22 protein-coding genes are annotated in these 24,743 nt (G+C 36.3%); 4 read left to right on the top strand and 18 right to left on the bottom strand.

The window, feature by feature from the left end:
- Positions 1-206 precede the first annotated feature (206 nt).
- Entirely contained in the window at positions 207-914 is a 708-nt protein-coding gene (locus tag F9856_RS02575; RefSeq protein ID WP_236659525.1) for a helix-turn-helix transcriptional regulator, read from the top strand.
- Positions 915-963: 49 nt separating this feature from the next.
- Here F9856_RS02575 and F9856_RS02570 read toward each other — a convergent pair whose 3' ends face one another.
- Genes F9856_RS02570 through F9856_RS02560 form a run of 3 tightly spaced genes read right to left on the bottom strand, consistent with a single transcriptional unit; the run spans position 964 to position 4,584 of the window.
- Positions 964-2,697 (bottom strand): ABC transporter substrate-binding protein, encoded by a 1,734-nt coding sequence (locus F9856_RS02570; protein ID WP_202105624.1) that lies wholly within the window; start codon positions 2,695-2,697, stop codon positions 964-966.
- Between the two features lie 6 nt (positions 2,698-2,703).
- Positions 2,704-3,609, bottom strand: a complete 906-nt coding sequence (locus tag F9856_RS02565; protein WP_202105623.1) for a carbohydrate ABC transporter permease — start codon at positions 3,607-3,609, stop codon at positions 2,704-2,706.
- Positions 3,610-3,636: 27 nt separating this feature from the next.
- Complete coding sequence (locus F9856_RS02560; RefSeq protein ID WP_202105622.1) at positions 3,637-4,584, bottom strand: ABC transporter permease; 948 nt, start codon at positions 4,582-4,584, stop codon at positions 3,637-3,639.
- Between the two features lie 178 nt (positions 4,585-4,762).
- Between F9856_RS02560 and F9856_RS02555 the strand changes: the two genes are divergently transcribed.
- Both F9856_RS02555 and F9856_RS02550 read left to right on the top strand, forming a co-directional pair.
- The gene (locus F9856_RS02555; RefSeq protein WP_268933439.1) at positions 4,763-5,365 is read left to right on the top strand and encodes a DUF624 domain-containing protein; all 603 of its coding nucleotides are present in this window, start codon (positions 4,763-4,765) and stop codon (positions 5,363-5,365) included.
- Positions 5,366-5,370: 5 nt separating this feature from the next.
- Entirely contained in the window at positions 5,371-7,155 is a 1,785-nt protein-coding gene (locus F9856_RS02550; RefSeq protein ID WP_202105620.1) for a sensor histidine kinase, read from the top strand.
- An 84-nt stretch (positions 7,156-7,239) separates the two neighbouring features.
- On the opposite strand, the gene F9856_RS02545 is transcribed toward F9856_RS02550, so the two are convergent.
- The 3 genes from F9856_RS02545 to F9856_RS02535 are packed head-to-tail and all read right to left on the bottom strand — an operon-like array spanning position 7,240 to position 12,891.
- Positions 7,240-9,411: a cellulase family glycosylhydrolase gene (locus tag F9856_RS02545; protein ID WP_202105619.1), complete on the bottom strand. Its 2,172-nt coding sequence runs from the start codon at positions 9,409-9,411 to the stop codon at positions 7,240-7,242.
- Between the two features lies 1 nt (position 9,412).
- Positions 9,413-11,413, bottom strand: coding sequence for a beta-galactosidase (locus F9856_RS02540; protein WP_202105618.1), 2,001 nt, complete (start codon positions 11,411-11,413; stop codon positions 9,413-9,415).
- An 8-nt stretch (positions 11,414-11,421) separates the two neighbouring features.
- Positions 11,422-12,891: a glycoside hydrolase family 1 protein gene (locus tag F9856_RS02535; RefSeq protein ID WP_202105617.1), complete on the bottom strand. Its 1,470-nt coding sequence runs from the start codon at positions 12,889-12,891 to the stop codon at positions 11,422-11,424.
- Positions 12,892-13,238: 347 nt separating this feature from the next.
- On the opposite strand from F9856_RS02535, the gene F9856_RS12410 reads away from it, so the two are divergent.
- Positions 13,239-13,478: a substrate-binding domain-containing protein gene (locus F9856_RS12410; protein WP_202105635.1), complete on the top strand. Its 240-nt coding sequence runs from the start codon at positions 13,239-13,241 to the stop codon at positions 13,476-13,478.
- Between the two features lie 155 nt (positions 13,479-13,633).
- Here the strand turns inward: F9856_RS12410 and F9856_RS02525 are convergent, their stop codons facing one another.
- The 12 genes from F9856_RS02525 to F9856_RS02470 form a co-directional block, all read right to left on the bottom strand.
- Positions 13,634-15,496 (bottom strand): SAG1250 family conjugative relaxase, encoded by a 1,863-nt coding sequence (locus F9856_RS02525; RefSeq protein WP_202105616.1) that lies wholly within the window; start codon positions 15,494-15,496, stop codon positions 13,634-13,636.
- A complete protein-coding gene (locus F9856_RS02520) occupies positions 15,483-15,848 on the bottom strand; it encodes a MobC family plasmid mobilization relaxosome protein (RefSeq protein WP_202105615.1) in 366 nt (121 codons plus the stop codon). The genes F9856_RS02525 and F9856_RS02520 overlap by 14 nt, the downstream gene beginning before the upstream one ends.
- A 6-nt stretch (positions 15,849-15,854) precedes the next feature.
- Entirely contained in the window at positions 15,855-16,217 is a 363-nt protein-coding gene (locus F9856_RS02515) for an SAG1252 family conjugative relaxosome accessory protein (protein WP_202105614.1), read from the bottom strand.
- A gap of 384 nt (positions 16,218-16,601) precedes the next feature.
- On the bottom strand, positions 16,602-19,238 hold the full coding sequence (locus tag F9856_RS02510; RefSeq protein WP_202105613.1) for an AAA family ATPase: 2,637 nt from the start codon (positions 19,236-19,238) through the stop codon (positions 16,602-16,604).
- The gene (locus F9856_RS02505) at positions 19,235-19,930 is read right to left on the bottom strand and encodes an ABC-three component system middle component 1 (protein ID WP_202105612.1); all 696 of its coding nucleotides are present in this window, start codon (positions 19,928-19,930) and stop codon (positions 19,235-19,237) included. The genes F9856_RS02510 and F9856_RS02505 overlap by 4 nt, the downstream gene beginning before the upstream one ends.
- A gap of 1 nt (position 19,931) precedes the next feature.
- Positions 19,932-21,320 carry an ABC-three component system protein gene (locus F9856_RS02500; protein ID WP_328708143.1) on the bottom strand — a complete coding sequence of 463 codons (1,389 nt, stop codon included), beginning with the start codon at positions 21,318-21,320 and terminating at the stop codon, positions 19,932-19,934.
- On the bottom strand, positions 21,313-22,089 hold the full coding sequence (gene pezT, locus F9856_RS02495; RefSeq protein ID WP_202105611.1) for a type II toxin-antitoxin system toxin PezT: 777 nt from the start codon (positions 22,087-22,089) through the stop codon (positions 21,313-21,315). Before pezT ends, F9856_RS02500 begins: the two co-directional genes overlap by 8 nt.
- Positions 22,089-22,565, bottom strand: a complete 477-nt coding sequence (gene pezA, locus F9856_RS02490) for a type II toxin-antitoxin system antitoxin PezA (protein WP_202105610.1) — start codon at positions 22,563-22,565, stop codon at positions 22,089-22,091. The genes pezT and pezA overlap by 1 nt, the downstream gene beginning before the upstream one ends.
- A gap of 69 nt (positions 22,566-22,634) precedes the next feature.
- Positions 22,635-22,925, bottom strand: a complete 291-nt coding sequence (locus F9856_RS02485) for a hypothetical protein (RefSeq protein WP_202105609.1) — start codon at positions 22,923-22,925, stop codon at positions 22,635-22,637.
- A gap of 49 nt (positions 22,926-22,974) precedes the next feature.
- A complete protein-coding gene (locus tag F9856_RS02480; protein ID WP_044475264.1) occupies positions 22,975-23,364 on the bottom strand; it encodes a DUF5945 family protein in 390 nt (129 codons plus the stop codon).
- A complete protein-coding gene (locus F9856_RS02475; RefSeq protein ID WP_000110922.1) occupies positions 23,361-23,588 on the bottom strand; it encodes a DUF5965 family protein in 228 nt (75 codons plus the stop codon). The genes F9856_RS02480 and F9856_RS02475 overlap by 4 nt, the downstream gene beginning before the upstream one ends.
- 27 nt (positions 23,589-23,615) lie before the next feature.
- On the bottom strand, positions 23,616-24,716 hold the full coding sequence (locus F9856_RS02470) for a toprim domain-containing protein (protein ID WP_000196860.1): 1,101 nt from the start codon (positions 24,714-24,716) through the stop codon (positions 23,616-23,618).
- Positions 24,717-24,743: the final 27 nt, after the last annotated feature.

Here is a 24,743-nt window from a genome sequence, read left to right as displayed (position 1 = left end):
CCCAAATTCCAGATAACTAGAACTTACTTTGAGACGTCTCAGAGCCAGTAACTTTAGTGTACTCTTTTTTTCAACATTTTCAACCCTAAAACTCACTATTATCAACATTTTTAGTCAAAAACAGAACTTAGTCTGAGACTAAATTCTGTTGGTGTTATGCAGTTTTCTCAGAGTAACTTCTGGAAGGATGGGAACTAGAACTTACTTTGAGAATTTACCTGTTTTTAAAGCTCGCTGCCATTTGTTTTGATGACATCTCTGTACCAACTCATGATGACATTATTATCAACATTGTCATGCAGCACGATTATTTCAAGTCCTTACTGACACTGGATGACAAGAATCTATTGACGCATTTCATGAGTCAGACCCTTTATTCCAATCAAAGCCATAACAACTACATCATTTTCAAAACAGGAGATAGTCCTCAAATCCGATCTCTCTTTGAAGACTTACTGCTGGAACAATACAAGGACCGCACCTATAAGATGGAAGCCAGCAAGCATTATTTTTCCTTGATCTTTTTAGAGCTCATCTATCTCAGTGAGCATGAGGATAAGAGTCTCATTCATTTTTCTGATAGTTCGTCCAACACAATTTTTAACATGGTCAATTACATTGAACAGCATTATAAAACTACCAATCTATCAGAATTATCCCAAGTATTTGGTTATCATGAAAAATATCTGTCTTCGCTTCTGAAAAAATCCTATGGAAAATCTTTCAAACAAATACAAATCGAGAAACGCTTAACCGATGTGGAACGCTATCTTAGCACTTCAACTCTCCCAATCAGCGACATTGCAGAGCGAACAGGATTTACAAATCTCAACCAGCTCTATAGGGAATTTAAGAATAAACACGGTCTATTTCCAAAAGAATATCGCAATAAAACACACAAGCCAATAAATTAAAAAGGTGAGGATATTTCCAACGCATCCTCACCTTTTCTGTTGATTTATTCTATTTGAAGTCTTTCAAAACAGCTTCTCGTGCTTTAATTTGGTCTTCAGCATTTTTCTTATCAACAGATAGAACTTTGTCATATCCTAAACCGTTGGCGGTATCTTGCATTTCTTTGAGTAGGTTGTTAAACTCTGCCTCATCTTTTGCAAAGACCATCTTCCAAGAGTATTCTTTAATAGTAGATTTGATTTGATTACGAATAGTATCAATTTCAGAATCATCTTTTGGCGCGATATAGCCAGAGCCAGGTGCTACTAGAATTTGATTATGTTTTTCTAAATAATCAATGGTAGATGTTGCTTGATCCATGTGGTCTTTCCAATCTGTGCTCACTGGATTGACATCATTTTCTGCTTGATAGCTTTCCCAAAGATTAAAGAAGTAAGGAGATTGTGTTTCTGGGTCAATGTTTAGTGGTGAAACCGTATTCACATTCAGAGCGGATACTCCATCCTTATAGCTACCTTTTCCGTATTCGCTAGGTACATCTACTCCTTCGTTTGAAAGGAAAGCTTTCTTGCCAAAATCGGTTAACTCAGGTTTGTTATCCTTATTCAAATCCCAAGTTAAGCCTTTAATCCCAGCTGAACCTTGGTTGGATGAACTATTTGAACGGATCCCTTCCGGAGAATAAAGCCAGTCGATAAATTCTGCAACTCTCTTTGGATCCTTGACATTTGAACCAATACCGATAAAGTTCTCTCCTCCGTAAGCATTGTTCCCTTTTGAAAAGATCTTTTGATCTGCAATTGGAACTTCCATGAAGCCCATACCAGCATTCAGATGGTCTGATGTGTTGTAGGCTGATTTACCCAACCATGGCCACCATGAGAAGAGCACTTGTCCGTCTTGATATTTAGAAAATAGGGTATCCCAGTTTTGAGTTGTAGATTCTGGGTCAACCAATCCCATTTGATTGGCTTTGAAATAGAATTTCAAGGCTCGGATATATTCTGATTTACTATCCAAGACACTTTGAACATCAGAACCATCAGCTTTCACTAAGGTAAAGCCAAGTTCATCATAACCATATAGAGCAGCTAGTTGTTTCCCAGCGTTCATCATATTACCATCCCAGTCCGCAAACAGGGAGAAAGCATAGACCTTCTTACCAGATTGGGTTGTTGGATTTTCTTTTTGCATCGTTTCAAGAACTGGTAGTAAATCCTCCAAAGTATTCACTTTTGGGTAGCCTGCTTTCTGGTATAAATCCCAACGCAGGTATGAACCAAAGGTTAAGTCTAGTGCTTCTGACGGTTCGGTCGGTTTCAAACTGGATACTTCTGTTGGGAAACCATAAATTTTTCCATCTTTATTCAGGTGTTGAACAGCCGTATCATACTGATTGACATTTTTCATGTCCTTATAGAGATCAGTAGCATCATATAAAAGCCCTGCTTCTACTAATTCTTGATAGCGTTGACCACTGTTTGTAATCACGATATCTCCCAAATTACCAGCTGCAGTTCGTGTCTGGTACAATGCATCCCCATTTCCAGCTACGTTTGGCGCAATAATATTCAACTTGATATTGAATTTATCCTTAACTTGCTTCGCAAACCAACCTTCTTGGACACCCATATAGTTCGCTAAATCATCATAAACATCTAGGGTCAGTTCTTGACTTCGGTCAACAGATGACTGTTGATTTGATGAAGAACCACATGCAGAAAGTAAAGTGATACTTGATAGGGCGACAAGCCCACATTTTAATACTTTTCCAAATTTCATTATTTTCTATCCTTTCACGGCACCAAGCATGATACCTTTTACAAAATATTTTTGGAATAGGGGGTAAATAAACATAATCGGCAAAACAACTAGAACAGACACAGTCATCCGAATGGAGGTCGGAGTCTGAGTCGTTGCCGCATTGACAACACTCCCAACAGCACCGCCGCTACTCTTCACCATTTGTGCCAAACTATTTGATTGGTTAATGTAAGTATATAACAAATATTGTAGTGAGTATAGTTTTTGATCAGTAATATACAAGAGCGTATCTTGGAAGGAATTCCATTGAGCGACTGCTGAAAAGATAGCAACTGTTGCCAGAATTGGTGTACAGTTTGGTAAGATTACTTTAAAGAATACCTGCAAAATATTGGCTCCATCCATCTCTGCTGCTTCTTGTAAAGAACGAGGGATGGATTCAATATAGGTTTTTACAAGGATAATGTTAAACGGCTGTACAACCGCTGGGAGAACATAAACCCAGAAATTATTGGTTAACCCTAAGCTCTTCATGGTGATAAACATTGGGATCAGACCAGCATTAAAGTACATGGTGATGACGATAAATCGATACCAAAACTTCCGCCTCCAAAGCTTTTCTTGGGTAAACATAAAACCAAGGAAGGCCGATGCTAAAACTGTCGCACCAGTACCAATTACAGTCCGTGCTACTGATACCAATGCTGCCAAAGGAAGTCCTTCTAATTTCAATACTTGAATATAGTTTTCAAAGTGGATCCCTCTCGGTAAAAATCGAATATTTCCCAAACTGCTCCATTCGTTATTACTGATCGAATTGATAATCAGGTAATAAAAAGGGTAAAAGCAAATCAGGGTAAAGAGTCCAAACATCAAATAGTTACACGCCTGAAAAATTTTATCAGCCCTAGTTTCATATTCTGATTTCATAGCACTACTCCTTTCTATTTACATTTTTTAGACAATGCTAGAGCCTCTAATTTTCTTAGATGCAAAGTTAACCACCATAAGAAGGACCACACTAATGACACTCTTTAACATACTAAGCGCCGTAGCAAAGGATAAACTACTACCCCCTAGACCGATATTATAAACATAGAGGTCCAACACCTGAATGCTATTCTTATTAAAGGCATTTTGGAAGACAAAGTATTGATCCATACCATTGCTGAGTATATTAGCGATGGAAAGCATAAGCATCACTAAATAGGTTGGCATGAGAGCTGGAAGTGTAATGTGGCGCATCAAGTCAAATCGACTAGCACCATCAATTTGCGCTGATTCGTATAGCTCAGGGTCAATCCCAGCAATAGCTGCTAGGTACATGATTGCTCCCCAACCAAGTCCCTTCCAAATCCCCCATAAACACATGGCTAGCCAAGTATGACTATCACTATCCAAAAACTTAATTGGATCAGTAATGATTCCCCAGTCTTGTAACAGACTATTGACCAATCCGGTTGATGAAAATAGGCTAAAGGCAATGGTGTAAACTAGTACCCAACTGATGAAGTTTGGTAGAGTCGTCAAGGTTTGGACCAAGTTTTTAAACCATTTGCACTTGATTTCATTGAGAAAGATTGCAAAACCAACTGGTAGGATAGAGGTCGCAATCCCCAAAAAACTCATAGCGAAGGTGTTTTTCATAACTTGGAGTAACTGTTTAACCTGAGTCTCGCTGGATACCAGCATCTGGAACCATTTCAATCCAACAAAGGGACTTCTTTCCAACCCCAAAGCGGGCTTATAATCATATAGAGCATACAGCCAGCCATGCAGTGGGAAATAGGCGAATAGAAATACGAGTATCAGGAAAGGCAAAATTGCGAGAAACATGATTTTATCCTCACGAAGACTGCGCATCTGACTATCTTCCTTGTTTCTATGAAAACGACCAACTTTCATAATATCACCTCTTTATCTTGTAATCGTTTACAAGAACACTATATCATGATTTTATCTCTTTGCCAGTATAGGAAAATTTACTTGTTACTGTAAAAAATAGATATTTCAGCAAAGAGATATGTTTTTGTTAGGTGCCATTTGGTATAATGAAAATAGATAAAATAAGGAGGGCTCTCTGATGAATTTTGATCTCAATAGTCGCCTCTTTAGGGGTTTTACTGAAGTTATTCAATTTATCCTTTTAAACTTTCTATTTCTAATAGCTTGCATGCCAATAATTACAGTAGCTCACGCCGTCTCAGCTATCTATCATGTAACACTAAATCAAGTAGAACATCAAGAAGGCTATATCGTAAAAGATTTTTTGAAAGCGCTGACTTCGGAGTGGAAGAAAAAAATTATCATCTCTCTAGTATTCGAAGCTATCACAATTTTTCTTATCTTCCAGATAAATTTTTGGCTACAATTTCACACACTGATTGGTTTTATCTTGTGCGTGGTCTTTCTTATTTTGGAACTGCTATGCTTTGCTACTTTTATCCTAGCTTGCTGCTTAATGGAACGTTTTGTTAACACAACAAGACAAACCATAAAAAATGCATTTTTTATGGTTCTATCCAGCCCTATTCATACAAGTATGCTCCTTGCCATCCCTCTAACCATGGTTGCACTGGTATACATTTCAACCTTTTTTAAACTCTTTGCTATTGTGGTTGGCTGGTCCTTTGTGGCCTATTGTAATTCCTACTGCATCCTCTCGCTCATTAAAAAATTTCAGTAACGCTTATGATTCAACTCAAAAAACGCTTTACCTTTAACAACTACTCTATCAAGCATCAGTTACTTTTGATTATTTTACCTCTCATACTGCTTTCCACGATTTTGATTGGGGGTCTTCTAGTCCTAGATTCAACCAGACAACTTGAAGAGTCCTATAACAACTTACTCCAAACAGATGCCAAACACACTCGAAGTATCGTGCATGATGCGACCAGTAGTTTTGAAAAGTATGCTGATAATATCACCAGTAATGAAATGATTCGCTCTATTCTGTCCAAAGATTATCAGGATTTTAAAAATTCTCAAGATCATTTGACCATTCACAATATGATTTTGGATCTCCGACGTCGTGATACCTCCATCTCCAGTATCCAGATCTATACGGATAATCCAAGCATTCCAAGCTATCGTGGCATCATATCCCTGGCAGATGAGAAAAATAAACCACAATGGCTTGAACAAGCAAGTACCCAGATGACTGAGTTTTGGACTACAACAAGTCAGGATGAGGACAATTCTCTGTCAGTCCTTACTCTTTACCAGCAAATTCCACTTCCACTTTCTCCTTATAAGGCTTATTTAGAGATGAAGTTGGATTACAATTATCTCAATAACCGTATCAATAACTCAAGTTATATCAACCAGCTCTCTCTCAATCATGGGGATCTGTTTTATTCTGATCAGTTTTCAGATATGGGGCAAAAAGCTCCGTTTATAAATGAGGAATCCTCCTCCGCTGTAAAGATAAAACGTGCCACTAACGACGGAAAAAACAGTCTTTTAGCTACTACCAATCTAAAACTAAATAACCAAACTGATACCATCACAATTTACGCCTATGATAACCAAGCACTAGGAGCTATCAATAACAATATCCTGCGATGGAGTGCTATCTTACTTCTCTTCTCTCTAATAGCAATCGTTTTAACTCTTTATTTCATCCGCTTCTTCTCTCATCGCCTTCAGCTATTACACGAGGCGGTTTACAGGGCATCAATTGAGGATTATCAGTACTTCAAGGAGATTGATGGTAAGGATGAGATTTCAACGATTTCCTTAAATTTCCACAAGATTCTCAATCGAATGAAGAAAACTGAGGAAGAAATCTATAAATCCAAATTGCATGAGCAGGAATTGATTAACCAGCAACAAAAAATGGCCTTTAGCATTTTGGCTAGCCAAATCAACCCACATTTTCTTTTTAACACACTTGAGACCATTCGAATGACTGCCCTGAAAAATCAGGATAAAGACGTGGCTCACGCCACAAAACTACTTTCGCAGTCCATGAGATATACCCTTTCCAACCAAGGAAGTGCCATGACCACGCTCCAGAGAGAATTGGACGCCATTGATGTATATACACAGATTCAGCAACTTCGTTTTGGCGAACGTGTGAATTATCATTGCAAAGTTGACTCCACAATAAATACAAATACTGTTCATCTTCTGCCACTACTCATTCAACCGTTGATTGAAAATGCAATTTCACATGGTTTAGAGGGCATCACAGAGAACGGCTATGTGACATTGACTATTGAGCCAGCACTGAATTCTACCCTTGTGATTACAGTATCTGATAACGGTATTGGAATATCACCTGACCAACTTCGAATCATTCAGGATCGCATTAGCCTCAATGATTTAGAAGACACCAATCATATCGGACTAAAAAACGTCCATAATCGCATCTGTCAATACTATGGCGAGGACTACGGATTGACTATTCATAGCCAACTCGGTCAAGGAACAAAGATACAATTATTGCTACCACTAGAAAATAAGAACTAAATATTTAAAGACAAAAAGACACAGTTATCAATTGCTCAATTAAGCATACTGTGTCTTTTATTTTGACTTATTTTTATTTCCAAACTAACGGTTATTGTTTCTAGCATTAAACAAGATTGTACCGACCAACAGTAACACTCCTAACCCAATCAAAACAACACTTGCCATTTCACCTGTTGAAGGTAGGATATTCCCATATTTTTTAGCCTTGTTTTTTTCTTGACTTGAGTTTGGATTCTCAGATTGTAGTTGAGCTTGACCATTGTCAGTAGTTGAGAAACTAGGTAAACTGATTTTTTCTGTCCCAGAAATCTTTTCAGAGTTGCTAGAAGAAGTTTCCGTCTGAGTGGTTGACGAAATTGGAGTTTCATCACTACTTGATATTGATTCACTAGTCGCAGTACTTGATTCAGTATTGCTATCTCCGCCAGGAGAAGATTCAGATGAGGTTTTTGTGTCTTTTGTACTTGAATCGGTACTACTTATTTCCGTTTTTGTATCTTCTTCAATTGTGATACTCTTATCTGTACTGGAAGCTGTTGATTGACTTTCATCTTGGTCTAAGCCAGTAATCACCCCATTATCAACGGTTAAGGTATAGGTAAATGTTGTGCCTTGATAGGTCCCCAAGGTCAGACGATATTGTCCATCTGTCAATAGACTGGTCACCTTCTCAGCTAAGTAAATCTCACCCTTATTTGCGTCTGGAGTCCATTCATCTAGATAAGTCAAATATTGCCACCATGAATTTGTAGATACAGGATTCCCTGACAAATCGTGCAGTTGTCCATAAAGGAAATCTTCCCCTTGAAAGTCAACTGGAATAGTCAGTGCTTGACCCACAGTTCCACTAGAATCTTTCAATCTTGCATTGTCGGCATAAGATAGATGCTGAATCCAGTAAGTCCCCTTATCAAAATAAAAGTTCAATTGACCCTTTTTACTATATTCTCCAACAGTTAACTGCTTGACAAAAGTAGCAGACAAGGTCACGCCTTCTTCACTAATCTGGTAATCCTGATTCACTTTTAGTTGAGTCTTGTTGCCGGATATATCAACAAATTCTAAATCAGTTAGCTTCGCTCCATTCCACTCAATTGGAATTGATAATGTTTCTGTGTTTTCCGTCACATAGGACTTCCAATATCCCTTTCCATATGCAGAAGAATCCGTCATAGACTGGGTAACAATTTCACCTAGCCATGGGTTATTCCAAGTAAATTGTTGGCGGTTAAAATGTTGGCCATTATCCCAAAGCATGAGCGATACACCAGTCTCTCTAGCCATATCAGACATGTGCTCAACATATTTGTACAACTCACCCAAATCGATGGCATAACTGCCATCATAACTTTGGCGATCATAAGCCAGAAGTCCATATTCACCTATCACTACTCCAATACCTTTGGCTAAAAAGGTTTCTTCCAATCTGTTGTACAGAGCTTCAACACTTGAGCGTGCCGTCACACTATCCCACATTATCTGGTCAAAGCCAGTAATTCCGAGATTGTTACTAAAGACCCATTCGCTGTAATAATGAACGGTTGCCATCATATTTGGATCTTGATAAGAAAGAATCTCCGCTGCCGTTGCGTCTAATTCAGCTTGCTCAGATTTAGTGACAAGAGTTGGCAAGATGAGCATGCGACTCGTATTATTGCCACCTGATTGACGAACAATCTCATAGAAAGCTTTATTGACAGCTTGCAATTTCTGATGCTTGTCACCTGATTCAAAGTCCGGTTCATTTATAGACTCAAAAGACAAACGGGAATCATAGTCCTTGAACCTATCTGCTAGTTGTTTCCAAATTTCTTTGTAGCGAATGTATTCAGCAGAATTCTCTTGCCCATCCCAGTATTTGAGCCATTGCCAAGAATCATGGTGTAAGTTTATCATAACATAAAATCCTTCATCCAAGGCCATATCGACAACTGCCTGATAACGTGTTAAAAACTCTTCGTTTATCTGATTAACTTGATCCTGGCGATCAATGACTGAGAATGGTAAACGAATACTGGTAAATCCTTGAAACTTTATTTGCTGTAACAAATCACGTGTTACCCTTGGATTTCCCCAAGATTCTTCATAGAGCTGCTTGTTAACATCAAATCCATCAAAGGTATTTCCAAGGTTCCAACCAAAACCCATCTGTTCCATGTAGTCTATAGATTGACTGGCTGAAACCTTTGAGGTTAGGCCTAGTCCAGCTAGAACTGCAAATAAAACTGCGATACTTTTTATCCACCTTATCATTTCATTCCTCCACAATCATTACCCCAAAAGCTTCCAAGTGAATATTCTGTTCAACCTTTTGTTGACTGAGCAAATCATACCCCGTTAAATCCAAATGACATCTGACAGGCTGATTGGTATGATTGAGCAAGAAGTGATAGGATTTATTCCCTTTCACACGTTTCTTCCATTCCAAGCCTTGAGGTAATTCTATAGTTGCGATGCTTGTTTGAGATAAGATTTTGTCGAATAGAACAGCCATTGCAACCTCACTTAGAAAACTGCCAACATAGTAGGCCTGACCATTGCCAAACTTATTTTTTGTTATGACAGGGTAGCTATTATAGAATTCATCTGTATCATAGATAGCTAGGGCTTCAGCGCCTTGTAAATGTATAACATCGCAGAGAAGTGTAGAATTGGATTTTTCCCCATTCTTAAATCGGATTCCAACCTCAAACTGAGGAGGTAAGGCATCAAATTCTTCAACCCAAATTCCTAGCAGATCTTTCAGTGGCCCCGGATAACCACCCAAATGAACATTGTCAGATTCGTCTACAATACCGCTCATCATGGTGGTAAGGAATTTCCCTCCTCCCTTCACAAAGGCTTCAATTTTCCGGACTTGCTCCTCTGTCACCATATATAGGCAAGGTGCGATTAAGAGTTCATACTTACTAAAATCTTGATGTAAACCAACGATGTCAACATCAATTTGTCTGCGAAAAAGTTCCCTATAGTAATGGTGAATTTGCTCAACATATTTCAAATCTTGGGTTGGACCGCTAGTGTATTCTAATCCCCAATAATTTGGCCAATCAAAAAGAATACCGACTTTGGCTATCGTTTTGGCACCAAGGATTTTATCCGACAAAACTTCCAATTCCTGTCCCAATGAAGCCACTTCGCGAAAAACTCGAGTATGCTCGTGACCTACATGGTCTATAACAGCACCGTGAAACTTCTCGCACCCTCCTACTGAACGACGAAGTTGGAAAAATTGAATAGTGTCTGCCCCGTGCGCTATAGCCTGATAACTCATATTCCGCATCTGACCTGGTTTTTTCAGAGAGTTATAGGGCTGCCAATTTTGTTGACTGGGCGTTTGTTCCATGAGCATAAAAGGCTGACCTGCCTTCAACCCCCGCATCAAGTCATGAACCATAGCTGTATAGCTAACTGGCGTATTATAACTAGGATAATTATCCCAAGAAATAATATCCATCTCTTCTGCAAACTTGAAATAATCCAGAGGTTTATAGGCTCCCATCAAGTTAGTCGTAACGGGAACGTCCTGATTGTAAACCCGAATTGTATCCCGCTCCGCCTTGAAATTGTTAAGAATGGAATCGGACATAAATCGTCGATAATCAATAGAAATACCTGCAAAGGCAGTCCGATTATAATCAATCGCATCCCCTAGGGCATTGGGGAGGACAATTTCTTCCCAATCATAGAGAGTATGACTCCAAAACTGCATGTTCCAGGCTTTATTGACGGCCTCAATGCTACCATATCTATTTTTCAGCCAAACACGAAAAGCCTTGGCGCAGTTATCACAGTAGCATTCACCGCCGTACTCATTGGAAATATGCCAGCAAACTAGATTATCCAGATGCCCATACCTCTCAGCTATTTTCCCAGCCAATTCCTGTGAATATTTTTGGAATACAGGACTGTTGGGACAAGCATTATGACGGTGTCCAAATTTGTGTTGTCGGCCTTCAAAGTCTGTCCGATTGACCTCTGGATAACGGTGACTCAGCCATGCTGGCAGAGCAGCTGTAGAAGTCGCCAAAACAATCTGATAATCATTCTTGACTAACATCTCAACAATTTTGTCCAAAACTGAAAAGTCATAGACATTTTCAGATGGTTGCAAATTGGCCCAGGAAAAAACATTAATGGTCGCTGAATTGATATGAGCCTGCTTAAAAATACGCATATCTTCCAGCCAGATGTCTTCTGGCCACTGTTCTGGGTTATAGTCCCCGCCAAAAAGAATCTTCTTAAACTCTTTCATAGTTCCTCCTAGATGATTTCAGATCCATTAGTAGCAATTACCTCTTTATACCAATAGAAACTATCCTTTGGAATCCGAGCCAAATCTTTTTCGTCTAACTCATCGCGATTGACATAGACAAAACCATAACGTTTTTTGTAGCCATTCAACCAGCTTAGCAAATCGGTAAAGGACCAAGCACAGTAACCAATGACTTCCACGCCATCGGTAATTGCTTTCTTCATCTCCAACAAATGACTGGCAAGGTATTCAATCCGATAGAAATCATGGATTTCCCCACTTTCTGTCAAATCATCAATAGCACCTAAACCATTTTCTGTGATAAAAATCGGCAAATCATAACGGTCATATACTCTGCGAAGAGCTACCCTAAAGCCGATTGGATCAATCTCCCAGCCCCAATTTGTCTTTTCAAGATATGGGTTATCAACACCCGCAAACATTCGTTTTTCAGGCGATTGGCTCTCCTTGCGATTGTTTTGCATCAAGTAGGGGTCCGTCACATTTTCTTGCTTAATGACAGCTCTTACTTCTTCTTTAGAATCTAAATCATTGACTTTTGCAGTACCACCATGATAGTAGTTGATACCAAGGAAATCTGGTTTAGACAAGGATAAAATTTCTTCATCACCAGGTAAAATAGTCGGCGCAATTCCTAATTGAGTCAATTGTTTCAAGACAAATTTTGGATAACGTCCTTTGCAGTATGTATCCAACCACCAAGTACTGTTGATAGCCTCACCGTTTTCTGCTGCTAATACATCCAAAGGATTGGCGGTCAAAGGATACATAGGGCCATAACCAAAACTTGGACCAATTTTTCCATTTGGAACCAATCTATGGAATAAGTCAATGGCCTTGGCATTGGCCAAATTTACAATATGATTAGCTTCATACATACGTTTCAAATCACTTACCCCGGGCGGATGAGCTTCTAGGCGATAACCCAGTGTAGTAAACACATTTTGCTCATTAAATGTCACCCAATATTGCACCTTGTCCTTAAAAGTTTCGAAGAGAATGTGACAATAATCTAAGAAGGCATCAATTGTCTGACGTGACTCCCAGCCTCCATATTTTTCCTGAAGGGCTAGTGGCAAGTCCCAGTGATAGAGAGTTAGGACTGGTTCTACACCGTTTTCCAATAATTCATCAATTAAGTCAGAATAAAATTGGAGTCCTGCTGGATTAACATCTCCTTCTCCCTCTGGTATAATGCGTGACCAAGCTACACTAAAACGATAAGCCTTGAGGCCAATTTTTTTCATTAAGGCAACATCTTCCTTATAACGATGATAGTGATCGACAGCAACTTCACCGTTTGTTCCCAGCACCGTTTTCCCTTCGATTTTTGAAAACTGGTCCCAGACTGATGGACCTTTGCCATCTTCGTCCCAAGCACCCTCGATCTGGTAGGCAGCAGATGCTGCTCCCCAAAGAAAGCCATTTGGAAAAGCATCTAATTTTTCATGAAACATATAATTTCTCCTTCGATGTATGCGATTACATTTTCGCATTCAGTTTATCAAAAATCGTTCCGCAAATAAGTGGAGAAAATGGAGAATTGACTGGATAAATTGGATAATTTGTAAGCAAAATTCAAAGAAGAGTTTTAAAAATAATAGACAATACAACTATTGGCAATGCACAATCTGAGACACGAATCTATAATTTTGAAAAACGAAAAAAAGGATTGTTCAAATCTCTTGGTGAAAACGAGTTATCAATTAGTAATGAAAATATTTTTACATTCTCACCAACAAAAATTGAAATTGATGAAACTATGACGTGAGAACAATTTATCAAACCTAATCAACTTTAAGTCATTTTTTGCGATAACGATTATATTGCTATTAGTTTAATCAAAACATTAAATACTCTTTCAATTAGAGTTCCAGAAGATATTGCCGTAATTGGTTTTTATAATATTATAGAAAGTAGTATACTGTCTCCTGAACTGACAACAATTAATGTATCTAAGCAATTCATGGCCCAAACTGCTTTGAATCAAATTTTGGAGGTCATTGAAGACCCCAGTAACAAACAACCAACAATTTTATATTAGCACAAACTTTATCAGAAGAAAGTCCTTTTATTAATTCCTAAACTATCAAATTAAGTTAGCCTTTTCAAATAACTCCAAACTGAATTGCTCCTCAAAAGTAAGACATAACATCTAATTTTTGGGGAGCTTTATTTACGAAATTTAAACCACGAAGATTAGATAGTCTTTATTTTTATATATTTTTTTAAATGATATTTATTTATTTTCTTTATGAACATTTCCAACTCCCCAACCGCACTTACATACTCTTCGATTTTATTGTCTAACTGATTCTGTATCATTTCAATCTCAGATTCAATTTGCTCTATTGTTACATCTTGCGATAAATTCATCTTGGAACACTCATACTTAGCTAATCGTTTGGAATCTTGATTCTCACTTTGTAGGTTAACAACTACTTCTGCCATCTTGTTTAAGGTGGCAGTTTTTTCTTGTAGATTTGTCAAATCAATATCTAGCTGCGCAATTTCCTCAACCAATTCATCTTTTAATTCAAGAAATGATTTGTTTTGAGTGTTTAGTGTCATTAACAAATTGATTTCTTCAATTTTTTGTTGAAGATCGACCAGACTTATTCGTTTCTTATATGGTAGAGACCTATTATCATATGTCAGTTGGCGAATCAAGTCTCTTCCTTTCATAAAGCGATTCTTTTCTGAGTCCTCTTTATGATAAATGAAATAAGAAGATGTTTCTCGAATAAACACCTGATACTGTTTCTTATTTTCTTGTTCTAAGATATTTTGTTGATGATTTGGAATGAAGATTAGTCCTTCTTGTCCAATCCCCATCCAAACTTTAATGAAAAGCCCATCTGAAACCACCTTTTCAACTTGCTCCTCAGCAATCTCAACTTCAAACTCATGCACGGCATCTCTCTTAGTCTTGTACGTTTCATAAGCTTCGGTTATTTCTTCTTCGGTCAATATGTCTGAATGCTGTTGTGTCTCGAACATTTCAAATTCCGTTTTCACGTCACTATTATGAAGCACTTCAACCAAATCATGCTCATTGAAGTAGCTCTCAAAATACATAGTATCATAAAGATTTTTCTGACTTAATGACTTATTTGGAATGGAAATACAGCTTTTTCCATCAGAAAGAACAAAATCTATCGTTTTTATTTTGCTCTTCAATTCTAATCCCAGTAACCCAGCTTTCTCAACTAAATCATCATATGACTTCGATCTTGGCAACAAAAATTCTAAAGTCTGTTCAATCTTTTTCTTGGAAAAGTAATGTTGAAAAAATTCTTTTGAATAGGGTTCACTCTTATTCAGCTTATCTCCTCGAATGACTTGCTTCATATCCCTATCTGTCATGAAAAATCGACTATGTTGCCTTGAGAAATCTATTTTGACATTTAGTTGCTCAGCTTTTTGCATAAAATCATTGAAGTCAATTGAATGTTCCATGAGAAAAAATAATCGCTGCTTCAATTCGTATTTGTGATTAGAACGGCGATAGACCTCATAATCTCTATGAGAATATCGTTTAGGTGGAATAATTTTAGCACCAGCTACTTTAGAGATTCTATCTGAAATCATTTGTAAATTTCTTTCAAAAGCGTAGTCCCACTTCAACTTTTTTTGAGATTGACTATTTATTGAGTTGATAATAATATGATTATGACAATGGTCCTGATCAACATGAGTGGCTACAATGAATTTATATTGGCCACCTGTCAACTCTTTTATCGTTTCATAACCGATACGGTTGATTTCCTCTGGACTCAATTTATCCTCAGGTGAAAAAGACTGAATGACGTGATGAGCATGTATTTTCTGTTGCTTTTTCTCTTGTCTATCAAACCGTGAATCATAGAGTTGGTCATTTGAAAGGAAATTATTTTGATACATCTTTACCAATTCCATATAGTCAGGAAAATCAAGATAATTACTCATCCCAAAATCTGAAATCAGCGATAAATTTCTGGTCTTCTTAGGATCAAGAATATACTTAATCAATTGACGGCGGTATTTTTTCCCATGAATGGCATAATGCTTAGTGATGACCATAAAATTCTCTTAATTGTTGGCACTTGATGTCAAAATCTTGTTGCAACTGTTTTTCTAACTCAGCTATACCGAGTTGCAATTCTTTTACTTGTTGAAGACTTAATAGGTGGCTTTGATTTACTGTACGTGCAATCTGGTTTATGTTATTTCCAATCCTACGAATTTCAAAAATCAGGTCTTGAAATCCTCTTGTATCGATTGTGATAAAATTCATACCAGGATCGAGTAAGGTTTTTCTGGCATAATGAGAAAAGCTTGGACACTGACTCTGAGCAAGATTTTTGTTGAGGATAATTAATTCTTTATTACTCAAATACACCTTTTTCAAATTGGTTCGATAACGATTTTCCATAATAGCCTACCTCATGTACTTGTCTTTGAATGAATGACTCAATGGAATAGTTTTCTCAATTTCCTTCATCAAGTCTTTGACACAAGTCAAAATGATTTCAAGATGCTCCATAGTAACGGATTGAGACGACTTTGCCAGAACAAGTATTTCATGCACATCTCGGTAAATCTGTTCTACTTTTTGGTGTTGTAAATATTTTATCCATTCTTCAAGTTGCTGGGATGATTGGAGATTTACCTCCAATAATTTACCTCTAGCAAAAGGGGAAAATTGTTCATATCCCTCCTGTTCCATCAAATTTTGTATCTGTTGATACTCTTTTATTGAGAAATTGACTTCCTTGCGTATCTCTCTAACTAGGTTTCCCATCCTGTATCCTCCTCATTCTTCAATATCGGTATATCCCCGCCCTCGTATTAGACACGGCACTGCATAATATCTTCCTTTCAGGTCTTTGCGAGCTCAGATATTGTGTCCACAATATCCCAAAAATCATATCGCCAGCTGACTAAAACCTTCCAGTTTTGACAGCTAACGATAAGATAACTTGGTGGCTTCGCCCCCAACCCCCCAGTGAAAAATCAAGGATTGATTTTCTTAGGAATGGTATTAGGATAACAAGAATGATTTGGAAAAGGTATCACAACATGAAATTGAGGGTAAGAAAAAAGAGAGCCTAACGACTCTCAAATTCTATCTATATAACATAATGATTCTTATACTTCATCAATAAACAGGTCAAATCGACATCTATCAACTGCTAACTTCAACATCCGATAATAAGATATTCTTTATATTTTTTAACCCTACATTTGATATTTCAGAATCTGAAAATAGTTCAAATTTATATTTAATAAACATAGCACTACCATCATTATGTGTGGACATAATAATTTGATAGTCTGATAATGAATGTCTTATTAAATCAATTAAAGCATATACATTCATAGAATCCATATCTTGAATCGGATCATCAATTGATAAAAATTTGAACTCTTTTGAAATCTTAAATGTTGTATTTAGTGCCAAAGTGAAAGCAAACGAAATAACAGCTATTTGTCCAGAACTCAATTGATACATCACATCTTGCTCACTATTACTATTTGCTATAAACCTGATATTAGAATTATTTTGAGTTGTTAGTAGAACTCCCATTCCTTGTTGGTAATTTTGTAAAATCTTAGCGGTATACATGTAAAAAGGGAGCTTTAACTTTTGAATCATCTGTTCTTGGTAGGATTTTATATTATTATTTAATTCCCTGACACGCTGCTGAAGATAAGTAATTGTGCGTTCGATTATTTGAAGGCGATTCTCAATTTGGTTAAACATCGTCAAATTTTGTAATTCAAACTGATTAATAATATACTCCCGTTTTTGACTGATCCTTTCTATAGTGCAGTCCTCAAAAGTTTTTTCCTTAGATGCAAAGTATTTATCAAATAGATTTTGTGGATCTAAACTTTTAGAATAATCAAATACTATTTGTGATCTAAGCTCTTCTAAAAATACTAATAATCTATCTTTGTTCTCTTCAAATTTATGCAAGGAAATGGGTAAGAGTTCAAAAGAAATTTCAAATTCCCTTATTGATTCTCCAGCTAAAATAGAATATTTTTCTAAAAGTTTTTCAAAATCTACTCTCTTATTTACAACTCTAAGGAAAGAACCATAGTCTTCATTTGGAATCAACAGTTTTTCTTGCAATGAACTTATTAACTCTTTTTTCAAAATCTCAAACTTTTGTAGCGAAGCACTTTTATCTACTAACATAGGCGTAATCTCTGAGTTCATTACAACTACGTTGCTAAAAGACTCAGGAAAATTATAATTACCTATGGATCGTATCACCGCTAAAAAATCATCAGGAAGAACAGAGAGTTTCTCTTGCTCAATTTGAATTTGATTTTGCAACTCTATTTTTAATTGATTTAATTCTTCAACTAAATTTGAAACTTCTATTTCAAATTTAGTCAAATTTTTACGCAGTTGATTCGTTGTTTCTTCGTAAGCAAGCAGTAAATTCTTGCTTTCAATCCAATCATAACCACAAAATACACATTCTGAATGGTTATTATCACTATGTTCTTTTAGACGACTTCTTATCTCGAGTAGCTTGTTAATCGAATCTGTTCCATCATCCAACTGCTCTTTTTTATTCTTGTAATTTGTTAACTTGGAATCAAACGTTTCAAACCATACTTTGCCAAATTCCCAACCTACAAAGCCATTTAAAGAATTCTTAATTGACTCTATATTAAGTTTATCAATTTCGACATCAAGCAAACTCTTTAGAATTTTTCCACGTTTAAATATCCTACTATCATTTTCCAAAGATTCCAGTTTTTCAATATAGTTTTTTAGCAAAAAATAAGAACAATTTTTTTCATTTGAAATTAAACTATGATTTTGTTTAATAGACTCTATATTTTCCTGATTTTCAAAGATTTTTCTAACTATTAAGTAGTAAATAAAATCTTTATCTTCCAACACCTCTCGCTCAAATTGTTCACTTTGTTTTCTAAGAAAGTAATCCTTTGGAGAAAATGAATTCCGAAATTCTTGTAATTTCTCAATTTCTGATAGATATATATTTAAACTTTCATTTGACAATTCACCATCAAATACAATTGATTCTTTATTAAAAGCAAAGTCATTATCTGCTCTAAGAGGTAACTTAGAATATGGAGTGTCGTTCTTAATTGGGGAAGTTTTTAACTTATCTTTTTTTGCTTCTAGTTCCTTTTCACTAGAGGATAAAACACTTTTTAAACGCTCTAATCGATTTTTTCTATTAACATAGTTTCCAATATTTAATAAAAAGTTCAATTGTTCCTTTCTATCTTTCTCCTTTTGCTTCAAATAATAAGCTGTTTCATCTTGTTGAATATAATGAAACAAATCAAAAGTATCACCTAAGCTATAATCTTCTGAGTCGTATCCTAAAAATTGACTAATGACCTTTTGTATATCTCTTTCACTCAAACCATCCAAGTCTTCAAGGGGTTCAGGTTCAAACCGAACTGATCTTTTAAATTTTGAAAATGAAAACTTTGGTACATTACTTCCCTCAGCATTCATACTACGCTTATAAAGACTAGATACTATCAAAGAACTACCTTCATCATTTGTCAACGTTAGCTCAATGAATGTATCTTCCTCAGGATCATTTTGAAAATAAGGAGTACTAAAACTACTTCTACCATCGCTATAATCGGACTCTTCAATTCGACGGATTTTCCCAGTTAATGATAACTCTATTGCATCAAAAATTGTAGTTTTTCCAAATCCATTTGGTCCAACAAACAAAGTTACATTCTCTTGAAAATCAATAATTCTAGTTTCCTTTATGTTTTTAAAGTTTTTTATTAAAATTTTTTTGATTTTCATTGTAATAATTCTCCTATTTGAAGTAAATCAGAAATATTTTTATCATCGGTAGAAATATCTTTCAGTGATTCTGACAATTTCTCATCAGTGACCTTAGTATAAAATTCCAATAATCTATTATCTAATTCATCCTTGCTGTCCTGATACTGATTTTCTATACTTTGATAAATATCATTTCTTTTAGGGAGTGTGAAAAATGGTAGTTTTACTCCAATTTCCATTGCCATAAAATACGACTCGCTAAAAAACATATCCTCCTCAAAAGCATCAATATTAGATTCCAAGTAACTATAGAGTACTTCATTAGTAGTTTTATCTCGTAAATCCGATAACCCATTTTGAGTGTATAATAAAACGAACTTTCTAAAATAGTAATAGTCCTCTTCTATCAATAATATTGATCTTTGGATTTTTTCATCTTCAAATGCTTCTTTTAAATTATCAACTTCTACCAAAATAAACAGAGAGGTATTTTTCTTAATATTCTCGTGTTCTGATTTCACAGTCAGTCTTTCAAACTCTTTTATTACTTGTGAAGTCTTATCATCATCAAAAAAATTATGTAGCTCATTAGGACTATATTCACTAACTATAAAATACTCTGAGTATTGCGAGTTCGTATAGAAATCAAAATCTGTATCCAACTGATTAAAATGGTTATTTTGTAAAAATTTTATAACAATGTCTCTCATATTAGTCCTCCGGCACACTCAAATTCTTTTCTTTCACTTTCTTAATGCCAATAAATTCCATATTCGGTTTAAAAATATTATGTTGCATTCCTGTATTCCATTCATCTTTATATCTACTATCTGACATACTATCAAATTCATCTATTCTTACTCCAATCGAAACTCCATCTATATCCCTATTAATAAGAAAATCATGATTAAAAGTGGCTTTTAAAAATTCTGAATTATCAATAATATTTTTAATTACTGTTGCAATACGACCAGGAGATTCTTCAATATCAATTAAGGAGAATCTATAACTTTTTTTAACATCATCTAAAAAACTATAATGTTTAAACGAAAATTCTCTAACATCTTTTATCAACGAATAGAATATTCTTTCTAAGAGAGTAATATTAAATATTTTTGCAAAATCTTCATCCGACTTTTCATGGGGTAAAACCATTCTTACAAACTTATAAAACTCTTTTTTAGATAGCGACAGTAAATGATTGATTATTTTATCCATTAGTTTGAAGTTCTCTTCAGAAATATCAGTTGAATAATCACGATGATATTTTTCCCAGCTATAAGTCAAAGTATTCTTCATTTCATATACTTCATCTTTAGGAGCTTCATTTTCAATAATGGAAATTATTTCTCCAAAGGATATTTCTGGAAAACCAGATTCACTGTGTGCTTGTCCAATGCTATGATCCAATAAAGAACCTACATACCTGAGATATACTTGTTTTAAATGTGAAACACTATCATTCAATGGATTACCCTTTAATTTTAAAATTTCTTTTATTTCAGCTGTACAATAATCTCTAATTGTATCATTACCATCATTTTGAGAAAGCGGACAATATAACACTTCATCGGAGCCAACTTTATATTTATAAAGTTGAACTTGAGACTCATTTTTAGTATATTTTGTCCTGCCAGGGAACTTAGATTTATATTCTTCCCGTGTCAAATAAAAATCTGGCACACTAACAATCACATGCAAAAATCTGCTCTCAGGAGAAACCACCATACGTACCACGTTTCCTTGACCATCAAATTCATGAATCTGATACCCCTTTACATTTATTTTTTCCTTTCCATTTTCTAACTTCCTTGTTTGAATATTAAAAAGGTCCGAGTAATTCTCTCTCTCATTACCATTGATATAGGCTTTTACTTGATGCCTCGATAATACTTGCTCTTCATTGCCAACAATATCAAAGTCCTCAGCATTTTCATATCTAATGGTATACCCTTCAAAATTCTCTATTCCGTTTTCAATACACTGTCGTAACTGCCTTAATGCTACCAAAAAGCCAACTTTTCCTTGATGAATATAGCCACTCCAACTTGGTGCTGCATTCCTATTTTGGTCAACCCTCGAACTCGCCAACTTAATCACCTCTATTATTTTCTTTGTAGAACTCCGTCAACCGCTCTCTCCCCACCTTCAACATCTCTTCCTCGACTTTACTCCATTTTCCAAAGAGGCATTCTTGTAACACTTCTGCTGCGGAGCCTTCATCAGTTTCAGAATCGTAGATACAAGTTCGATCTCTTTGATAAATTTGAATTTGTTCAAAGAGTTTCTCTCTTTCTAACTCGCTTATGTTATCAACCAAGTTCTCTACAATCCCATCATGGTGTTCTTTTGGTGTTGCCCTGGCCTGATTGGGATCGATGGCATAAAGCTCTTCATAACGAATCAAGGTGCTGAGATAAGAAAGCTCTGGTTTGGTACCAATTACAGCTAAAGAAACTTGGTATCCTTTCGAAGCTAATAATTGAGCAGTCTGACGAGGAACTTGAGTGGTACGCAAAGTCCCTTCAATCAGCAAATGATAACCTTGTGTACTAAGTTCATCAACCAGATGCTCTACCATTTTTCCTGCAAATCCCTTGGTATAGTCCACGCTGTCCTTGCCATACTTTTCTTGCAGGGATAAGTAATTGGGATGCTGAGAACGGTAGCTGTCACCATCGATGATAATGATATTGCCTTGAAATTCCTTTTGCTTGATACGATGTATCGTTGTCTTACCTGCTCCGCTTTGTCCACCAAGTAAGATAGCTTTCGGTTGATCTGAAATCGTCTTTCCTCGGGTTAAAGCCCGAATGGTTCGTTGCAAGGCCTTCTGAAATTCAGCCTCACTAAATTCTTCCAGTCTCATTAAGCCACCACCCGATGATGCACCATGTCTAACATCCGCTCTATACCATCTAAATAGCCATTGTAACGCTCTATTTCATCGAAAGTAGCGACAAGGTAAATTTTCGTATGGAGCAATTCAGCCAAATCATCACTCATCAAAATCCAAGGATTTGTTTCATCATCAAAAGCAATATCCTGACTATCTTGATATCGATAGAGCTGCGATAAAATGGCTGCTCCACGTTCTTTTAGCACTTCTACTTTTAAAGTCAGTTGGTAATCTTCAACAGGTGTTAACATCTTGTCCTCCCCTACAATATCGACATAAGAAACGTTAAATTTCTGACAAATACGGTCGATGAGTTCAGTTGAAACAGTGCTGGTTCCATTCTCATAACGACTTAGGCTATTGCGTGAAATACCAACCATTTTCGCAAATTCTGGCTGTGTTAAATCGTGTGTTCGGCGTAGTGATTTGATATTGTCTCCAATCATAGATAAAGACCTCCTCATATTTGCTTTCATTATACCATAAAAAACGGATAACGCACCAAATATGGTGCGTTATCCGTTTTTTGGTTTCTTCGATTGCTTAAACTGCTCTATTCGCTTCTCCAACTGCTCAGTATTCAGTTTATTTTTCGCTTCCTGAATTGACCTATCAAGACTTTGTTCCTCAGTGGTAATATCGTTTCGAGATATTTCTACTCTCTCACTAGACTTGAAACTTGAATCAAAGACCACATCTAGGAGTTGTTCTACTTTGGTTAGTTCACTATCTGACATCTCCGACAGTCGATGAATCAGTCGTTTAAAACGGTCTTGATTCTGTGTTTTCTTTTGAAAAAATCTCATTATCTTCTCCTTACATTGTAAAAAGGTAGCCCGCATAGGACTACCTGACTTATAAATCATCAATGGCTACTGAAATAGCCTGCAACTTTTTATTTTGGATTTTCTTTTCATCAATCAATTGATGAAGTTCTTCAATTTGCTTTTGACAGGCTGAAATATCCTTGTTGTTTTGTGCAATAGTGTCTGCCAAGTGTTGTTTATAGTCGCTTGTGATATTTACTTTCTTCGGCTGGCTTTGTTTAACTTTTGATTCGTGCGTCTGTACATCTTTAGATTCTGACTCCTTTTGTTGCTGTTCAAAAGCAGCCACATAGTCTACTTCTTCAATTGGTTTTTCATCTTGTTTATGGAAAAGTGCTGCAATTTTTGCTCGTTCTTCATGGGATGATGTTGGTTTCACATCATCTAGTGGCTGATCAAAATTCCATGTTTTACTCATTCTGTATCCTCATTTCTGTAATTTGGGTGTAGTGTGGTTTCTTTACCAAAGGCTTGCTCTAGTGCTTCATGAAATGACAACTGACTAGATTGTTGCCGTTTGATAAAGGTACTGTACATAGCTGTTTGTAGTTGGTCACGATAGTGTTCCAATTTCTCCGTCTCACGTGAGACCTTTTCTTCTTGTCTAGCTACTTTTTCAGCCAGACGTTCAATCACACTCATAGGGTGTCCTCCTTGTCACATTCTAGATTATGATAGCGGACTTGATTTTGTTATCACATCAAAAGTGTGCTCTCGTTTAGGTGGAGGATGATCTCTAATGACTTTTGTTTGGGCTGACTGGATAAGATCTCTTAAAGATAATTCCTTTTGTCGTTTCACAATATCATTCCAATCTAACTTTGTTTCAAGTCCTTGCAATGGTGGTAAATCTTGAGAAAGCGGAAGTCCTTTATCTGACAGTTTCTGACAAAATTCTCTTCCTGCCTCATCGTTATCAACAGCCAATGTTAATGCATTTGAATGAGTTTGGAAGAAGGTTGTCGTCTCTTGTATTGCCTGAAGATAATGACTAAGTCTGCTTGGATTTACTGTATCTAGAAATGCCAATTTCCCCTGTTCCTCTGCTGCTAGACGCAAGGTCTGATAAGCAATCACAGAAAGTTTTAAACCTTCCATTGAAATCAGGCGAACATCGGATAATTGCTTTTGGTAAAGCTGATAATAACTCATCATATCGATAACTGATTCACAAAAAATGAGTCGCTTAGGATTCCCAATATCGAAACTAATACCGACATAGCCATGAGATCCTTTCATGATTTTTTTGAGATAACCTCGATCGTGTTTTTCTTCATTTTTGACGAGACCTTGAAGGCTTGCGGCCTGTAAGGTCCCGTTGTGGTCATAGCTTTTTAACACTAATACGGGCTCCGATTGATAAGTAGCGTGAGCAAGCAATCCTTGTCTGCCAAAGGTATTAATAGTCTGATCACTTAGGCCACGGACGACTTGCAAGTAAGTACGTGCTTGCTGAAAGGGTTCTTCATGCAAATAGTATTGAAATGGTTGATAAGTTTCTTCTATCAACTTAACTTGTTCAAAATCCCCAGTTTCAAGATAGGATACAGCCTCTTTGAAAGAAACACCTGTCACTAATTGAACAAAGTCAATTACATCTCCTTGTATATCTCTTGAAAACCATTTGAAAGTATTGGTATCGGCAAAAATCCGAAAGGAATCATGGTCTGGGTGTTCATAAATGTGTCCTGATAAACGTCTGAAGGAACAGCCCAGACTCTCAGCAACATCTAAAATGGCCTTTTGTTTTACTGCTTTAATTCGTGTCATCTTTCCTCCCTATCAAAAAAAGCAGAA

The organism is Streptococcus suis (genome assembly GCF_016743335.1).
GTDB lineage: Bacteria > Bacillota > Bacilli > Lactobacillales > Streptococcaceae > Streptococcus > Streptococcus suis_Y.
The sequence above is the reverse complement of the archived record's forward strand: the minus strand, read 5'-3'. Positions and strand labels throughout refer to the sequence as shown.

Coding starts and splice junctions, on each gene's coding strand:
- F9856_RS02570 (WP_202105624.1), bottom strand. CDS start 2,697: ATGAAATTTGGAAAAGTATTAAAATGTGGGCTTGTCGCCCTATCAAGT.
- F9856_RS02565 (WP_202105623.1), bottom strand. CDS start 3,609: ATGAAATCAGAATATGAAACTAGGGCTGATAAAATTTTTCAGGCGTGT.
- F9856_RS02560 (WP_202105622.1), bottom strand. CDS start 4,584: ATGAAAGTTGGTCGTTTTCATAGAAACAAGGAAGATAGTCAGATGCGC.
- F9856_RS02555 (WP_268933439.1), top strand. CDS start 4,763: ATGAATTTTGATCTCAATAGTCGCCTCTTTAGGGGTTTTACTGAAGTT.
- F9856_RS02550 (WP_202105620.1), top strand. CDS start 5,371: ATGATTCAACTCAAAAAACGCTTTACCTTTAACAACTACTCTATCAAG.
- F9856_RS02545 (WP_202105619.1), bottom strand. CDS start 9,411: ATGATAAGGTGGATAAAAAGTATCGCAGTTTTATTTGCAGTTCTAGCT.
- F9856_RS02540 (WP_202105618.1), bottom strand. CDS start 11,413: ATGAAAGAGTTTAAGAAGATTCTTTTTGGCGGGGACTATAACCCAGAA.
- F9856_RS02535 (WP_202105617.1), bottom strand. CDS start 12,891: ATGTTTCATGAAAAATTAGATGCTTTTCCAAATGGCTTTCTTTGGGGA.
- F9856_RS02525 (WP_202105616.1), bottom strand. CDS start 15,496: ATGGTCATCACTAAGCATTATGCCATTCATGGGAAAAAATACCGCCGT.
- F9856_RS02520 (WP_202105615.1), bottom strand. CDS start 15,848: ATGGAAAATCGTTATCGAACCAATTTGAAAAAGGTGTATTTGAGTAAT.
- F9856_RS02515 (WP_202105614.1), bottom strand. CDS start 16,217: ATGGGAAACCTAGTTAGAGAGATACGCAAGGAAGTCAATTTCTCAATA.
- F9856_RS02510 (WP_202105613.1), bottom strand. CDS start 19,238: ATGAAAATCAAAAAAATTTTAATAAAAAACTTTAAAAACATAAAGGAA.
- F9856_RS02505 (WP_202105612.1), bottom strand. CDS start 19,930: ATGAGAGACATTGTTATAAAATTTTTACAAAATAACCATTTTAATCAG.
- pezT (WP_202105611.1), bottom strand. CDS start 22,089: ATGAGACTGGAAGAATTTAGTGAGGCTGAATTTCAGAAGGCCTTGCAA.
- pezA (WP_202105610.1), bottom strand. CDS start 22,565: ATGATTGGAGACAATATCAAATCACTACGCCGAACACACGATTTAACA.
- F9856_RS02485 (WP_202105609.1), bottom strand. CDS start 22,925: ATGAGATTTTTTCAAAAGAAAACACAGAATCAAGACCGTTTTAAACGA.
- F9856_RS02480 (WP_044475264.1), bottom strand. CDS start 23,364: ATGAGTAAAACATGGAATTTTGATCAGCCACTAGATGATGTGAAACCA.
- F9856_RS02475 (WP_000110922.1), bottom strand. CDS start 23,588: ATGAGTGTGATTGAACGTCTGGCTGAAAAAGTAGCTAGACAAGAAGAA.
- F9856_RS02470 (WP_000196860.1), bottom strand. CDS start 24,716: ATGACACGAATTAAAGCAGTAAAACAAAAGGCCATTTTAGATGTTGCT.